The 16,922-nt window shown below is 27.8% G+C and carries 13 protein-coding genes; 7 read left to right on the top strand and 6 right to left on the bottom strand.

Annotation, left to right across the window (positions count from 1 at the left end):
• Position 1: 1 nt before the first annotated feature.
• The gene (locus AC1B00_RS06420; RefSeq protein ID WP_488848862.1) at positions 2–1,429 is read right to left on the bottom strand and encodes a catalase; all 1,428 of its coding nucleotides are present in this window, start codon (positions 1,427–1,429) and stop codon (positions 2–4) included.
• A 282-nt stretch (positions 1,430–1,711) separates the two neighbouring features.
• Between AC1B00_RS06420 and dsrO the strand changes: the two genes are divergently transcribed.
• From dsrO to AC1B00_RS06405, 3 genes are read left to right on the top strand one after another with little or no spacing between them, the layout of a single operon-like run.
• Entirely contained in the window at positions 1,712–2,458 is a 747-nt protein-coding gene (gene dsrO / locus AC1B00_RS06415) for a sulfate reduction electron transfer complex DsrMKJOP subunit DsrO (RefSeq protein ID WP_488848861.1), read from the top strand.
• Positions 2,455–3,474, top strand: a complete 1,020-nt coding sequence (nrfD, locus tag AC1B00_RS06410; RefSeq protein WP_488848859.1) for an NrfD/PsrC family molybdoenzyme membrane anchor subunit — start codon at positions 2,455–2,457, stop codon at positions 3,472–3,474. The genes dsrO and nrfD overlap by 4 nt, the downstream gene beginning before the upstream one ends.
• Positions 3,471–6,389 carry a molybdopterin-dependent oxidoreductase gene (locus tag AC1B00_RS06405; protein ID WP_488848858.1) on the top strand — a complete coding sequence of 973 codons (2,919 nt, stop codon included), beginning with the start codon at positions 3,471–3,473 and terminating at the stop codon, positions 6,387–6,389. Before nrfD ends, AC1B00_RS06405 begins: the two co-directional genes overlap by 4 nt.
• Positions 6,390–6,483: 94 nt before the next feature.
• Here AC1B00_RS06405 and AC1B00_RS06400 read toward each other — a convergent pair whose 3' ends face one another.
• From AC1B00_RS06400 to AC1B00_RS06380, 5 genes are all read right to left on the bottom strand, one after another.
• The gene (locus AC1B00_RS06400) at positions 6,484–7,146 is read right to left on the bottom strand and encodes a Type 1 glutamine amidotransferase-like domain-containing protein (protein WP_239817072.1); all 663 of its coding nucleotides are present in this window, start codon (positions 7,144–7,146) and stop codon (positions 6,484–6,486) included.
• Positions 7,147–7,155: 9 nt separating this feature from the next.
• A complete protein-coding gene (locus AC1B00_RS06395; protein ID WP_488848857.1) occupies positions 7,156–8,439 on the bottom strand; it encodes a surface lipoprotein assembly modifier in 1,284 nt (427 codons plus the stop codon).
• Positions 8,432–9,340 carry a FecR family protein gene (locus AC1B00_RS06390; RefSeq protein WP_239817070.1) on the bottom strand — a complete coding sequence of 303 codons (909 nt, stop codon included), beginning with the start codon at positions 9,338–9,340 and terminating at the stop codon, positions 8,432–8,434. Before AC1B00_RS06390 ends, AC1B00_RS06395 begins: the two co-directional genes overlap by 8 nt.
• A gap of 11 nt (positions 9,341–9,351) precedes the next feature.
• Positions 9,352–9,924: a FecR family protein gene (locus AC1B00_RS06385; protein WP_336611515.1), complete on the bottom strand. Its 573-nt coding sequence runs from the start codon at positions 9,922–9,924 to the stop codon at positions 9,352–9,354.
• 157 nt (positions 9,925–10,081) lie between these two features.
• Complete coding sequence (locus AC1B00_RS06380; protein ID WP_488848856.1) at positions 10,082–13,612, bottom strand: S6 family peptidase; 3,531 nt, start codon at positions 13,610–13,612, stop codon at positions 10,082–10,084.
• Positions 13,613–13,696: 84 nt separating this feature from the next.
• Here AC1B00_RS06380 and AC1B00_RS06375 point away from each other — a divergent pair, with 84 nt between their 5' ends.
• From AC1B00_RS06375 to AC1B00_RS06360, 4 genes are read left to right on the top strand one after another with little or no spacing between them, the layout of a single operon-like run.
• Entirely contained in the window at positions 13,697–14,755 is a 1,059-nt protein-coding gene (locus AC1B00_RS06375) for a glycosyltransferase family protein (protein WP_488848899.1), read from the top strand.
• A gap of 2 nt (positions 14,756–14,757) precedes the next feature.
• Entirely contained in the window at positions 14,758–15,237 is a 480-nt protein-coding gene (gene greA, locus AC1B00_RS06370; protein WP_239817066.1) for a transcription elongation factor GreA, read from the top strand.
• On the top strand, positions 15,237–15,965 hold the full coding sequence (locus AC1B00_RS06365) for a UDP-2,3-diacylglucosamine diphosphatase (RefSeq protein ID WP_488848855.1): 729 nt from the start codon (positions 15,237–15,239) through the stop codon (positions 15,963–15,965). Before greA ends, AC1B00_RS06365 begins: the two co-directional genes overlap by 1 nt.
• A 2-nt stretch (positions 15,966–15,967) precedes the next feature.
• On the top strand, positions 15,968–16,912 hold the full coding sequence (locus AC1B00_RS06360) for a chemotaxis protein (RefSeq protein ID WP_239817064.1): 945 nt from the start codon (positions 15,968–15,970) through the stop codon (positions 16,910–16,912).
• Positions 16,913–16,922: the final 10 nt, after the last annotated feature.

Raw genomic sequence — 16,922 nt, 5'->3', positions numbered from 1 at the left:
ATTATTTTCCTAAAGCTTTTTTAACGCCGTTTGCGTATTCTGGGCTGATTTTTTCAAAATGAGCTAGAGCTTTTTCTATGATTTCAACTTTAACACCATCAAAACTTGCTGCTAGGTTTTTATAAAGTCTTTCTTTTTCATCACTTGGCAAGATATTAAATAAATTTCTTGGTTGTGTGTAAAAATCATTATCTAGTGGAGCATATCTTGCTGCACTGCTGCCTACTGCTAAATCTGGCTCAAGATATTTATTATCTTCTACTGCCCCATTTAAGGTATTTGGCTCATAATATGCACCATTTACTAAGTTATCTCCTATACCAAAGTTCATTGCACCTGCTACATTATAAGTATGAACTTCATTTTTAGCTCTATTTACAGGTAATTGATGATAGTTTGCTCCGATTCTATATCTTTGAGCATCAGGATAGCTAAAGATTCTAGCTTGTAGCATTTTATCAGGGCTAAAGCCAATACCAGAAACTATATTGCTTGGGCTAAATGCAGCTTGTTCAACTTCGTTAAAATAATTTTGTGGATTGCGATTTAGCACCATTTCACCAACTTCAATAAGTGGAGCAACGCTATGCGGCCATACTTTTGTTAAGTCAAATGGATTAAAGCCAAGTTTGCTTACTTCATTCTCAGCTAAGATTTGAATTTTTACGCTCCATGCAGGGAAATTGCCTTTTTCAATATTTTCATATAAATCTCTTTGATGAGATTCTCTATCTTTTGCGATGATTTTTTCTGCTTCTTCGTTTGTCAAGCACTTAATTCCTTGCTTGGTTTTAAAATGAAATTTAACCCAAAATCTTTCGTTTTTATCATTAATAAATGAATAAGTATGAGAACCATATCCGTTCATGTGGCGATACGATGCAGGAATTCCTCTATCACTCATAAGAATTGTTACTTGATGAAGGCTTTCAGGAACCTGCGTCCAAAAATCCCATGCAGCATTATTACTTCTTAGGTGTGTTCTTGGGTCTCTTTTTTGAGTGTGGATAAAATCAGGGAATTTATAAGCATCTCTTAAGAAAAATGTAGGAGTGTTATTACCTACTAAATCCCAAATGCCTTCTTTTGTGTAAAACTTGATAGCAAAACCACGAACATCTCTTTCAGCATCAGCTGCACCAGCTTCACCTGCAACTGTTGAAAAGCGTAAGAAAAGTGGCGTAACTTCGCCTTTTGCAAAAACTTTAGCTTTTGTGTATTTGCTAATATCGGCTGTAATTCTTAGCTCTCCATAAGCACCACTTCCTTTTGCATGAACTGCACGCTCTGGGATTCTTTCTCTATTTTGATGAGCAAGTTTTTCAATTAGTTGATAATCTTGCATTAAAAGTGGTCCCATTGCACCTGCTGTAAGTGAGTTTTGATTTGAACCTATTGGGTTACCAAAGTCTGTTGTTAATTGTTTCATTATTTCTCCTTTTTTTAATTAAACGAGAGAATAATATTTTTAGTAGGATAATATTTAGTAAATAATAAAAATTATTTTTTAAAAATTTTAATTATTACTTTTAAAATTAGAAAATTTATTCAATATTTAAGCTTTTTCTAATTCCTAATTCAAATTCTTTGAATTTTTTAGAATTTGAAATAGGAAATTGAATTTGAGTTTTAACTTAAATTGTAATAAATATTTAACTTTAATTTCACATTATCAACTTATACTAATTTTATTTCACTTTAAGGCTAGACTATGAATAGAAGAAAATTTGTATTTATAGGAATGACAACTTCAAGTTATGCATTTAGTTTTCACAATAAAGGTATTGATATGCTTGATAAAAGGTATATCGGCAATTCATCCAAGCGTTATGCAATGGTTATTGACTTAAGGCGATGTATTGCTTGCCATGCATGCACGGCAGCCTGTATTAATGAAAACAAAGTTCCTCAAAATCAATTTAGATCTTTTGTAAGCGAATATGAATTAAGCAAAAATGATGAAGTATTTAAGGCTTTTTTACCAGAGCTTTGCAATCATTGTGACAATCCTCCTTGTGTTAGCGTATGTCCAACCGGTGCAACATTTAAGCGAAAAGATGGTTTAGTTTTAGTTGATAGTAATATTTGTTGGGGCTGTAGCTACTGCGTAAATGCATGTCCATATGATAAAAGATTTATTAATAAAGAAACTAAAGTAGCAGATAAATGCACCTTTTGTGCGCATTTAATAGATAATGATGAACTTCCTGCTTGTGTTAGCACTTGTGTTGGAAAGGCTAGAATTTTTGGAGATTTAAATGATAAATCAAGTGAAGTTTCAAAACTTTTAGCCAGTTATCCAACTAGCGTTTTAAAACAGCATTTTGGAACAAAACCAAGGGTGTTTTATATTAATTTAGACAATGAATTAAATGAAATAAACCCAAATCACAAAATGCTTCAAGATATTTCAAGAGAATTTGATATGGCTTTAGAAGAAGAGTGGAGTGTAAGATGAGTGCTGTTATAATTGAAGGTTTTAGTGTTCAAAAAACATGGGCTTTAGATGTTGTTAATGATTTTTTTATTGCAGGGGCTAGTTTTGGAGCATTTTTAATTGCGAGTTTATATTTTGTATTTGGATTAAAACAATATAAAAATACTGCATTATTTTCGTTATTAATTTCATTAATTTGTGTAATTGCAGTTCCTTTTAATCTAGTAGATGATTTAAAACAGCCTTCAAGATTATTAGAATTTTTCTTAAATGGTTGGGCTAACTTGCCAACTTCTCCTATGAAATGGGGAGTTATTTTACTTATTGTATATCCTTTATTTTTAATAATATTAGCCTTTTTGCATATAAAAAATAAAAATGTAAAAACGCTTGCAATAATTACTCTATTTTTATCTTTTTGTATTCCGGGTTATACGGGTTATATTTTAGGAGCTAGTGTTGGAGTTAGTTTTTGGAATACGCCTGTTTTACCATTGTTATTTATTGTAAATGGTGCCGTTGGTGGGGTTGGAGTATGTGCATTGGTTTTATTTATATATTCAAAAATAATAAAAGTATCAATTGATTTTAATAAGCTAATAAAAGTAGCAGGGTATTTAATAATCCTTGATTTGCTTTTAAGATTTTTTTGGTTTAGCTTTATGCTAGGCTTTAATAAAGAAATCAAAGAGCTTTATCAATATGTATTTTTAGCTAGATTTTATGAGATTTTTATTCTTGAGTTTTGCTTGATTTTAATTATTTTAATAAATTTATTTACAAAGCTTAAAAACTATCAATTTTCACTACTTTTAGCATTTTTAAGTATGGCTACTTATAGTTATTGCTTTAAGTTTAATGTGGTTTTTGCAGGTAATACTATGCCAAAAATTATGAGTGGATTTTCAGAATATTCTTTTAAGATATTAGGTAGTGATAGTTTAGGTTCTGTTGTTGGTAATTGGTGTATTTGTGTAGCTTTATTTTGTTTGTTTGCTGCGATATTTGATAAAGATTTAAGAAAGAGTTTTAAATGAGTAGAAGAAAATTTTTATTAGCTGCAGGTGTTAGTGGGGTTGCTGGAGCGTATTTATACAATGAAACTATAAAAAAAATGATTGGCTTACAAAAAGCTGGGCTTAAAGTAAATGATAGTGTTTATGCAAATAGCATAAATGTAAATGCGGGTAAATACTATTCAAGTGTTTGTAATGGTTGCGTAACTCATTGTGGTGTTAGGGTTAAGGTTGAAGATAATAAGGTTTTAAAAGTTAGCGGAAATCCTTATAGTTTGCTCTCAAGTGATCCTTGGCTTGATATGAATACTAGTATAAATGATAGTTTTGCGTTATTAAATCAAGGCAAAATCCATTCAAGTGTTTGTGCTAGGGGGAATTTAGTTTTTGACAAATTAAATGATAAAGCAAGAATTACACAAATCCTAAAAAGAGTAGGAAAGCGTGGAGAAAACAAATGGCAAAGCATTGAACCTGAGAAATTTTTAGATGAGATTGTTAATGGTGGCGATTTGTTTAATGAAGGATATGTAAAAGGTTTTAAAGAAGTCTATAATCACGATGAACTAATAGACAATAATGCACCTGAATTTGGTAAAAAGGCAAATGGTTTATGTATTATTGCAACAGGTGATGAAGGAAGAAAGAATTTCTTTCAAGAAAGATTTCAAAAATCATTTGGAACTATTAATTTTCATGGACATACTGCTACATGTGGCTTATCTATGCGTGCTGCAATGGCTTGTTTTTTAAATGATTTTGATAAATATCCACATTTAAAACCTGATTATGATAATTGTGAATTTTTAATTAATTTTGCTAGTGCTCCAGCTCAAGCAGGAAATCCTTTTAAAAGGCAAGGATTAAAAATTGCAGATAAAAAAAGTAAAAATTGCGAGTATGTTACAATCACTCCGATACTTACAAACTCAACTTCAAGTGCTGCAAGCTGTGGTAAGTGGATTGCTATAAAACCAGGTGGGGATTTATATCTTGCATTAGCTCTTATTAAAGGCGTAATTGAAAATAAACTTTATGATGAAGAATATTTATCTAATTTAAATGATCCTAATTTTGCAAGCTTTTCAAACGCAGCTTATTTAGTGGTGCAAAGTGATAGTGATAATTATAAAAAAGGCGAGTTTCTTAGGCTTGATAAAGAGATTTTAGTAATTTGTGATAATGAATTAAAAAAGGCTAGTGAATGCAAAAAAGCTAATATTTATTATGATGGAATTATTAAACTAAATGGCGAAGATTTGCATGTTAAAACAAGTTTTGTTAAGTTGTATGATAGTGTTAAGGATTTAGATATTAATGAGCTATTAGCTAAGAGTGGGGTTAAAAAAGCTGATTATGATTATTTAATAAGTAAGATTAAACAATATAAAAGCAAAGTTGCATTTGACTTGCATGGTGGGACAATGCAAACAACTGGATTATATACAGGTTATGCGATTTTAGAACTTGTTGGCTTGCTTGGTAATTTAAATAAAGTTGGTGGAATGAGTGCAGGTGGGGGTAAATTTAATGATTTATCTGGAATTTTTGAGTTAGCTAAATTTAAAGGCAAAATTAAACCTAGTGGAATTAGAGTTGATAAGACAAAAAAACCTTATGAAATTACAAGTGAATATAAAAATAAAATAAAAAACAACGAAAATCCATATCCATCAAAACTGCCTTGGTATCCATTAACAAATGCGATTTGCACTGATGCTATTACAAATGCTGCTTTAAAATATCCTTATGGAATAGATATTTTATTATCATGGAATGCAAATATTGCTTATGCAAGCAATATGAATAATATAAAAGATACTTTAAAAGATAGCTCTAAAATACCTTTATTTATAGCAATTGATCCATTTATAAACGAAACTAGTATGTTTGCTGATTATATTGTTCCTGATAGTGTTATGTATGAAACTTGGGGTATTGTTAGTCCTTGGGGTGGGGCTTTAACTCGTGCAAGTCATTTTAGATTTCCTATTTTAAATTCTCCTAATGTTAAGTTTAGTAATGAAGAGAGTGTTTGTATGGATAGCTTTGTTATTGAACTTGGCAAAAAATTAGGCTTAGCAGGGTTTGGTAAAAATGCTATAAAAGATAAAGATGGTAATTTTTATAATTTAGATAAGCCAAGTGATTATTATTTAAGAAGTTTTATAAATGTTGCTCTTGATGGTGGATTTGATTATGAAATAAATGAAGATGAGATAAAAGATTTGCCATTTTATGATGAGCTTAAAAGTATTAGTCCAGAGCATTATAAAAAAGCACTTTTTTGTATGGCAAGGGGTGGTAAATTTGAGAACGCAAATAAAGCTTATGATGGTGAGTTTTTAGCTAAAAGATATAAAAAAGAAGTAGCTATTTATAATGAAAATTTAGCACTTTGCAAGGATTCTTTAACGGGAGAAAATTATAGTGGCGTTCCTTATTTATTAAATCAGCGTTACAAAAATGGTGAAGATTTAGATAATTTAGACTTAAAAGCATTTTCTTATAAATCAAATATATTTTCAAGCTTAACTGCTGCAAGTTCAAAATTAACTCATCTTAGATATTCAAATTATATTGAAATGAATGAAATTACAGCAAGTAATTTAGGGCTTAAAAATGGTGATTTAATAAGAGTAATTAGAGATGATAAAAAAATAATAGGTATTTTAAGAACAAGAAAAGGTATTCACGAAAACGCATTAGGCATTGAGCATGGGCGTGCAAGGCGCGGTGAAGGTGGAAGTGATTTTTATATAGATGGTAAATTAATAGCAAAAAATATTGCAAAAAGAACAGGCGTAAGCATTGCAAATATAATTCCAAGCGATGAGTTAAGAGGTGAAAATGCGTTGATTAGTGATTTTGTAATAGGCTCAGTTGCTAGACAAGGATTTGGTGTAAAAGTAGAAAAAATTAAAAGCTTATTATAAAGCTTAATTCCTGTTTTAAATTCTTTTGATTTTTTGGAATTTGAAATAGGAATTAACAAGGTTCTTATTTCAAATTCTGTGAGCGAAAAGTATTTTATAGTTTAATAAAATCGCCTATTTTAAAGTATTGTTCGTAGTATTCTGATAATTTTAATACGCCTTCATTACCCATAACTAGTGCGTTATCATTGTGTATTTTTAAAGCTGAGCCGTAAGGCAAGGCAAATACTGATGAATTCTGGTGTAGTTTAAAGTATTCAAATAATTTTAAAGCAAATTCTTTATCTTGTGGAATATATTCTGTAATTATTTGATATTTTAAAATTCCTAATGCTTTTAAATTATTTGGATATAAAATAGGTAAATCATTACAGGTTTTAATATCTTCTGAAAGCAAGCTAGCACCTGCTCCCCAACCTGCATATAAAGCCGAATTATTTATCTTATCTTTTATAGCATCTAACAAATTAAGCTGTTGTAATCTATATAATAAAACAAATAAATTACCTCCACTTACTAAGACCCCATCGCTTTCTTTTAAGATATTGATAGGGTCGCTATGAATTGATACTATTTTTGAGTTTATTTTATTTTTTAGTAGCTTTTCGTATTCATTAAAATCATCGCCAACTTGTGCGTAAGGAACTAAAGCAATTTGCTTAGTTTTTGCAAAAAAATCATTCAATATACTTACACACCATTCAAATGATTCTAATTGTTTATATCTATCGCTACTTAATAATAAAATATTTTGCATAATTTTCCTTTAAAACTCATATCTGTAATTTAGCATAGTTGAGTAATTTATACTATCATAAAAATTATGATTTGAATCATCTTTATCATAGCTTAAATTAAGGCTAATAGTTTGATTGCTATTAATCATATATTCTATTGTTGCACTTACAAAGTATTCATTATCTTTTCTTTTTGAAAAATAAGAAATATCTTCTTTTGAATAATCTGTATGAGTATAAGATATACTTGGTTTAAAAGCATAGCTAGTAGCAAATGGAATAATAGCACCTATTTTAACTCCATAGCTTTTAAAATCTGAGTTTGAACTTAAGCTTTCTTTTGCTTTTTCAAAGTCATAATTTAAATTCAAATAATAAATATTATTGTTATAGGCTAAAACATTATTAAAACCTAAAGAATGGTGATTAAAGTTTGAATCTTTATCATAGCTATTATCAAAAATACCTTTTGAATAATCATAAAAAATTGAATATAAATAATTATCATTTAAGTTATTTTCATAAGTAAAGCCTAAATTTATACTATGTAAAAATGCAGCTCTTCTTAACATTACAAAATCATAGCCTAAATTTAAAACAAATTTATGATTATTATAGGTATATTTCGGATTAATACCTAGCGATAATACATTTAAATCAGGATAATTTTCGCTTTTATTTTTTAGATATTTTTTATTATAAAAGTTTCCATAAAATTGGGTTGAATAATTATTCCCTAAATCTAAATTATAAGATCCATCAATGCTAAAAATTATACTTGTTGAGCCATTAGATTTTTGATTTTGGAAGTTTTCCATTTCTTTATTGATAAAATCAGTATATTTATCGTTACCATAAAGCGGGTTTGAATCATAACCAAAGCCAACATTAATTCCTAAGAAATATGGTCTTGAAATTTCTTTGGTTTTTTCTAGATTACTTAAAAGATTATTTATTCTAGTTTTTTGTTCTTGGCTTAAATCAAGATTATTTAACATATAGTTTAATTCATCTTTCATAAGCTCAGGGTTGCCGTTTTCATAATATAAATTAGCTATTGAAAATCTTGCTTCAATATTGTTTTCATTAACAATCAAAACTCTATCATAAGCAGCTATTGCTTCTTTTGTATCTTTTAATTTTTCAGCACTTTTAGCTAATATTATATTTAATTCTTCGCTATTACAATCAATATCGCATTGTGTTTTTGCTAATTCTAATGCTTTTTTATAATTTTTATTATTATATTCTTCAAGATAACCAGCACAAAGAATTGAAGTTGCTAAGCAAATTAATGATAATTTTTTAATCATTTCTTCCCCTTTGTCTTGGGTAATTTACATTATTGTTATTTTTATTATTTTGATAATTTTTACCACTTGAATAGTCTTTATTAGCATAATTTACTTTATTTTGTATGCAATATGGATTTCCATTACATATTTGAATAATATCTTTAGAAACTGCATTAATATCTAAGTCTTTAATTCTTTCGCTTCCATACTTATAGTTGTTTTGATATTCTTGGTAGTTTTTGTTTTGATATAATTCTTGTTTTGCTTTTATCATTTCTTCTTTTTTATTTAAAAATTCATTGAAATTTTCATTATTTTTATATGATACATTTTTGTTGCTTGCTACTTCTTTGCCAGTGTTAATTGTCTCATACTCTTTTGGTGCGATTTTTTCAATTTTGATGATTTTATCATTATCAAATCTTAACTGATTTCCTGCTTGAATTAGTTGAGATTTATTACCTACTTTAACATCAATAGCACCTTCTAAACATCCTACCTTATCAACCTTACCAAGACTTCCAACGAATACTGTTCCACGGATACCTATGGTTGCTGTTTTTGCTTGAAATTCAAAGTTTTCTCTAGCAATTTTAGAAATATTACCTGACATTACTTTAAAATGTCCGTTATTTACCTTTAAGCTTACTTTTGAGTTTTTGCCATCAATTACATAGTCGTTAATATTTAAAGTAGTGTTTTTACCTAAAGTAACTATTGTGTTATCTACAAATTTAATTTGTAATTTTGCATTATTTTTAGTAACTATTGTGTCGTTTTCTTCTAATATATCATTAGCTTTAGCAATTCTTTCTTTGTTATCACTAACGATTAAAACATCACCCCTTAAGGTTACAATTTTACCAACATTTGCAAGTAATGAGCTTGCTAAAAAAATCATTAAAGCAATTTTTTTCATAATATCTCCTTTTAATTTCCTAGCCTAATCATTTTAAATTCGCTAGGTTCTAATTTCTTTAGTTTTATTGTTTTTAAGTTTTTATAGTGTAGTCTTTCGCCTTTTTTAAGATTATAGGTTTTATTTCCTACTTTTACATCAATTTCACCATCATTGCAATCTACGAATTTTTGATTTAAATCTCCACTAAATCTAGTTCCACGAATTCCTATTGTTGCAGTATTTGCCTGAAATTTAAAACTTTGTCTAGCTAGTTTTGAAATCTCTCCACTAGTTAAATCATAGCTGCCTTTTTTAGCATTTAAATCTACCTTTGAGTTAGCTCCATTTATTAGGTATTTATTGATTTTAATAGTTGAGTTTTTACCTAAAGTAAGATTTGTATTATCTATAAATACTATATGAACTTTTGCATTACTTTTAGTAATTATTGTGTCGTTTTCTAATAATTCATAATTTTTATTTTGAACTACAATGCTTTCGTTGTTTCTTAAAATCTCTACATCACCTACATAATTAACAATGCTACCAACATTAGCTAATAAATAATTAGCAAAAATAAAAATAAATAAAGCAAAACGCATAACTATCCTTTAAAAACCTTAACCCACAATTTTAGGCAATTAAGTTTAATTTTAAATTAAATATTTGTTAAAATTTATATTAAAAAAATGAAATTTATATTTATCTTCGTAATAATGCCTTTTTAGACATTATTACGAAAGGAATTTGAAATAGGAATTAAAACGAATATCTATAAACTAAGTTAAAGCTATAATCAATGTTTAAATCACCGCCAAAAGTTCTTTCAAACTCAAGATTTAGAGTTGATTTTTCATTGATTTTATAAGTATTTGAAAGATTTACAAAGGCTCTTGAATCTTTTTTACCATTATAAATACTTGTGCTATCTAAATCTTTTATAGTTTTTTTGGCATTATTTATTAAATCAGCTGCGTATCCTACCCCAGCTCTTAAAGCAAACTTTTCATAATTAGCACCCGTAAAAAGTGCGGTTTTTATATTAAACGGCACAAAAGAATCTGATTTTAAATTAAGCTTTTTATCTTCGCTTGATAATTCTTGTTTTCCTACATAGCCAGTAATAAACTCAATTTGTGGCTCAAGATAAAAATTATTAAAAACTTTTCTATAACCTAACTCAATACTAGCAATTAGTGAAGATGAATTTTTTGCTTTTAGTGAGTTTAAAACTTCGTTTTGATTTTTTACATACAAAGTAAAATCATTTTTGTAATTAATGTATTTTGCAATAGCGTCTATATAAAATCCATTATCAAAAATAGTGCTATTATAAATACCAAATCCTGTGCCTTTTATATCTCCACTTAAATTATTTCCTAATTTATAAATGCTTTGATTTAGCACTAAACCTGTGTAATTTTTATAATAATTACCTTCATTTAATTTATCAATTCCTAATTGAAATTCATAAAATTTTGTTTTATTATAATCTTTATATGAGCTTTCTCCTACATAAGCTCTAGTCCAAAATCCACTTGAAGTGTTATTTCTTAATTCACCCATTCTTTTTTGTAAGTTATTCCATTCTAAAACATAAGAGAAAAATACTTGATTTAATGAATTATCAATCATTTGAGTAACTTCTTTATTTTCTTCTACAAAGAAATAATCTTTTATAGTAGGTTTTTCTTCAATATTTGGTGTATTTGGGTTATTTATCTCAGGCTCTTGCGTTTCTTCTTTTAAACTTACTAAATACCAATTAGCTTTGCCATTTTCGTTAGCAAATTCAATATTTGGCTTATAAATACTTATATTTTCTTTATACTCAATTGCCTTTAAATAATCTTGTTTTATTGTATTATTTGTATTATTTATACTTGCTAATAGGTATTTATTCTCTCCTGCTAAGCTAGGTTTTATCATAAAGGTATTTAAGCTACCCACGGCATTATTAGTTACATTTAAAGTCTTATTTAGTGCAAAATAAAAATTAGTATTAGTTGCGTTTAGGTTTGCAATATTTATATTTGCTTCAATGTTTGCATTTTCTAAGTTTAAATTACTTGTGTTATCATCGCTTATACTTCCGCTAAATTCTGAACCATTTTTAATATTTAGGCTTGAATTATTGTTTAAAACTACATTTGCATTTACACTTATATTACTTGCTAAAGAATTATATTCTTGTAAGCTAGAAGTAAATACCAAATCATTTACACCATTGCTAATATGATTGTTATCGTAATAATCAAGATATATTTTATTCTCACCTATATTTAAACTAGATGCGTTATTTAAAGTAATATTTTTTGCATTTAAAGTGCTGTGTTTTAAAATATTTAAATTAGCATTATTTAAAACAATATTATCTATATTATTTACTCTAGCTTCATAATCTTCTTGAAAGCTAGTAGTTGGAGCTATATTTGCTCCTACTTTATTTGCAGTTTGTGTGTTATACAAATAAGCATGAGCTAGTGGATGTCCTTGAAGATTAATTGTTGAATTATTAATATTTAAATTATTTAAATTTAATTCTCCATCAAATACAAAACCTTTAGCATTATTTAATTCAAGTGAAATATTATTAGCAATTTGTCCGTGATAAATATCAAGTTCTTTAGGACTTGTAATATTTAGTTTTGATTCTTTAGAATTTGAATTCGTAATTAGGGTTTTAAAATTATTTGCTTGAATTTTATTAAGACTTAAATCTACTCCATTTAAATCAAGCTCACCACCATTAAAGATTAGATTAGTATCTTTAAGTTGATTTTCATTAGTAATTTTTAATTTTGCATCGTTTAATAAATATATAGAGCTAAAGGCTTTATTAGTGGTATTAAGAATAGTTAGACCTTCGCCACTTCTGAGTCCTCCTAGGCTTTCTTTAGTTATATTCAAGCTTCCTTTTCCCATTTTATGAAGATTATCATTAAGTCCTGTTGTAGCATTAAATTCAAGTGTCTTACCATCGTTTATCACAACTCCACCAAGTAAAACTTCGCCACTATTTATAGTGGAATTATCGTTAAAGTAAAACACACTTGAGCCTAGATTTTCTTTATCATTTAGGTTTATTGTGGTTGCATTAGCAAATACTAAGTCTTTATTATTCTCATTATATTTATCTTTTATACTAGCACTTATAGTAGTAGAATCATAACTATTACCATCTAAAGTAGCTGTGAAATCATTTTTAAAATCATTAATTATATGATGATTTATAAGAGCATATTTATTTGTAGAGCAGGGATATCCATTAGTTCCTTCTGGGTTACAATCGCTCTTACTTACAACTCCAACTACAAGCCATTCTTTTAATTCATTATCATAAACATAAATAGCACTTCCACTATCTCCAGGAGCTGAACTATTAGTAAAATCTAGCCTATCGTAACTTCCATCATCATAAATTTTATTCTCACTAACTGCATCAATATAAAGAACCCTAGCGTTGTTTTTGCTGGTGTAAGTATTTAGATATAAAACCCCACCACTTAGATAAACCCCATCTAATTCTAATTCTTGTGGAACTAATCCCGAATCTAAATATCCAAGCCTTTGCATTCCACTACCACTTCTAGCATATACACTAAATCTTTGTGGATTATTTATAAGAATACCTTTTCCTATATTATCATTATCTATTTCTTTACTATCTTTTATATAGTCTTGATAGCTTGTATTATCCCATTCATTAGCGCTGATTTTATTAAAATATTTATCTTGATATATGTAAGTTTGATCATTTTTTAGATTATCTGGCACATTTTTTAATTTATAAAAAAACTCAGTATCTATTAATTTTGCACTTTTATTGATATTTAATTTACTCATCTTAACAACTGCAAAATCAAGTAATTCGCCATTTTCTTTGTATTCTTGACAGTTATTATTATATATCCAATAGTCTTTAAAATTTGTATCAGTTGCAATAACTTTTGATTTTACATTTCCAAATTCATATTCTTTATTCTTTTGTATTAAATAAGGTTTAGCTGTTGGACTTATCATATGAGCTGCAGTGATTGCATAAGAGCCGCCTATGTTTGTAAGCTCTCCCATTAAGCTTCCACTTTGATTTGCAGCAGAGAAATCTGGCATAGGAACTTTAAAATCAACAATTTTTCCGCTTTTATCGGTTACTGATAAATTTTTTCCAACACTAAATTTTCCCTTATTAGCTCCAAAATCTAAATAATCTTGATAAGCAAAATTAGGATTTACCACGCCAGCAAAAAGGTTCATGCTAAGCAAAATTGCACTATATTTTATTTTCATACAAACTCCTATTAAATATATGCTTTATAATAGTATTAAAAAACTTTGAAAATACTTTAAAGAATAAAATTTATTAAAGGAAAAATTGTGAAATTATTAAGTATAGCTTTGGAAAACTCAGCAAATACTCATTTAAAACATATCTTAAAAGAATTAGACAATATTAGCTTATATGGGATTTATGATGTTAATTTGAAAAACGAAATTCCTATTTCAAATTCTTACAATTATTGCGACTTTAGCGAGTTTAATGCTATGGGTTTTGTGCAAGTTTTACCACTAATTTTAAAAGCAAAAAAAGCTATAAAAGAATTAGTTCAAATTGCACTTAAAGAAAATATAGAAAAGGTTTTATTAATAGATTCTCCTGCTTTTAATATACCTTTTGCAAAAGCATTAAGAAAGGCTGGTTTTAAAGGCAAGATTATATATTTTATTTTGCCACAAGTTTGGGCATGGAAAAAAGGTAGAATTAAGGTTGTTGAGAGTTTGTGCGATGAATTAGTTGGGATTTTGCCATTTGAAAATCAGTATTTTAAATCATCTTTATATTATGGAAATCCAAGTAATGAGGCTTTAAAAGATTATTTTAAAAACGATACAAAAACTAAAAAATTAATAGCATTTTTGCCAGGCTCAAGAAAAAGCGAAATAAAAGCTTTAATGCCAATTTTTAGAAACCTTAAAAAGCATTTTAGTGATTATGAATGCGTTGTTTGTGTGCCTACTTTTTTAAAGGATAAATTATATTTATATGAAGATTTAAGTGGTTTTACTATTTCTTACGATACTAAAACAACTCTTAAAAATTGCGAGTTTGCTTATATTTGTAGTGGCACAGCAAGCCTTGAAGCAGGACTTATAGGAAATGCCTTTTGTTTATGTTATAAGGCTAAAATGATTGATTATTTCATCGCAAAAACTCTAGTAAAAATCAAGTTTATAGGACTTTGTAATATTATTTTTGATAAGCTTAATTTAGGCGAATTTCACAAAGAATTTATACAAAACTTTGATGAAAATGAATTATTAGCAGTATTTAAAAATGCTAATAAAGAAGAGTTTTTACAAAAATCAATAAAATTAAGAGAACTAACAAAAGGTGAAATAGCAAGCAATTTAGCAAAATTAATCAAGGAGTAAAAATGCAAATAATGACACAAAAAGGCTATGAAAAATTATATAAAGAATTAGAACATTTAAAAGTAGTTGAACGCCCTAATGTAGTAAAAGAAATTGATATTGCAAGATCTCATGGGGATTTAAAAGAAAACGCAGAATATCATGCAGCAAGAGAAAAACAAAGCTTTTTAGAAGGTAAAATCGCTGAACTTAGTGAAATTTTAGCAAATGCAAAGATAGTAAATCCCGCTGAGTTTAATCATGATAAAGTAAGATTTGGAAGCACGGTAGAGATTATGGATTTAAATACCGAAGAAGAAAAGACTTTTAGTATTGTAGGAGATTGTGAAAGTAATTTAGAAAAAGGATATATAAGCATAAATTCTCCTATCGCAAAGGCAATGCTAGGTAAAGATGAAGGAGATGAATTTAGCGTTGTTTTACCTAAAGGAAAAGCAAGTTATGAAATCCTTAGCATAAGTTATAAAGAGCTTGATATTTAATGATTGAGCTTAAAGACAAAGCGATTTTTATAGCCGATGTGCATTATGATAGCACTAGGCTAGATTTTTGTGAATTTATTGAATATTTAAAACTTAATAAACCTCCACAGGTAATACTTCTAGGAGATATTTTTAATCTTTTAATAGGTGGAATTAAAAGCTCTGAAATTGACAATTTAAACATAATTAATGAATTAGATAATTTAGCTAATGAAATTGAGATTATTTATTTTGAAGGAAATCATGATTTTAATTTAAAAAAACTTTTTAAAAATGTAAAAATCATTAAAAATCAGCCTATTTTAGCTAAATATAAAGAGTTTAATATTGCAATCTCTCATGGAGATATTTTCTTGCCAATAATTACTCAAATAGCTTTAAGATTTTTAAGATTACCTTTTGTTATTTTTATATTAAATCTTTTAAATATTATATGTTTTGATAAAATTTATCAAAAGATTTGCAATCAACAAAAGGTAAAAAAACTATATAAAAAATTAGATTTTTTTGATAGTTTAATGAAATTTAGAATTAAAAAATATCAAGATTATTTTGCAAAAAAAAGCCTAAAAATTGATTATATAATAGAAGGGCACTTTCATCAAGGAAGAGAATTTGAATTAGGAAATACAAAATATAAGAATTTAGATGCTTTTGCAAATGACCGAAGTTTTTTTATACTAGAATATGGACTTATAAAAAAATATAACTTACCCAGAAAGGAGTAAAAATGGCAGAAGATAAAGTCTTAAAGGCTGATTCTAATGAAATGGAACTTGTAGATTTTCGTATCTATAAACAAGGACAACATAAAGTCTATGAAGGAATTTATGGAGTGAATGTTGCAAAAGTTAAAGAAATTATAAAAATCCCAGCATTAACAGAATTACCAGGTGTGCCTGAATATATTGAAGGTGTTTTTGATTTAAGAGGCGTTGTAATTCCTGTAATAAATCTTGCTAAGTGGATGAATATTATTGAGCCAAAGGATATGGTTTTAAAACCTAGAATTATTATTGCTGAGTTTTCAAATATTATGATAGGTTTTATCGTTCATGAGGCAAAAAGAATTAGAAGAATTAGTGCTACTGATATTAGAGGTTCGGATTTTTCAACTAATACAGGTGGTTTTGATAAAAGTCAAATCACAGGAATTGCTAAGATTGAAAATGATGAAGTTTTATTAATCTTAGACCTTGAAAGAATAGTGGAAGAATTAGGAATTTATTCTCCAAAAATTGACATTGAAGAAAAAGAAATTAAGAAAATGACAGGAACAGCTGTTGTTTTAGATGATAGTTCAACTGCTAGAAAATTAGTTCGTGATGCGCTTGATAAAATGGGCTTTAAAGTAATTGAGGCAAAAGATGGCGTTGATGGGCTTAACAAAATGAATGAGCTTTATGATGCTTATAAAAATGATATAGCAAATCAAGTAAAAGTGATTATTTCAGACGTTGAAATGCCACAAATGGATGGTTTCCACTTTGCTTCAAGGGTTAGAGAAGATATAAGATTTAAAGGAATTCCAATTATATTTAACTCATCTTTAAGCAATGAGTTCTCAACTCTTAAGAGTAAAGATGTAGGTGGAGATGCCTTTTTAACTAAGTTTGATGCTAATATTTTTTATAAAGAAGTATCAAGAGTAATTGAATCATATATTAATAAGTAAGGAGCGTAAA

This window comes from Campylobacter sp. DY7 (genome assembly GCF_057802535.1).
Note: the sequence above shows the minus strand (reverse complement) of the source record. Positions and strands in the feature narration are given on the sequence as shown.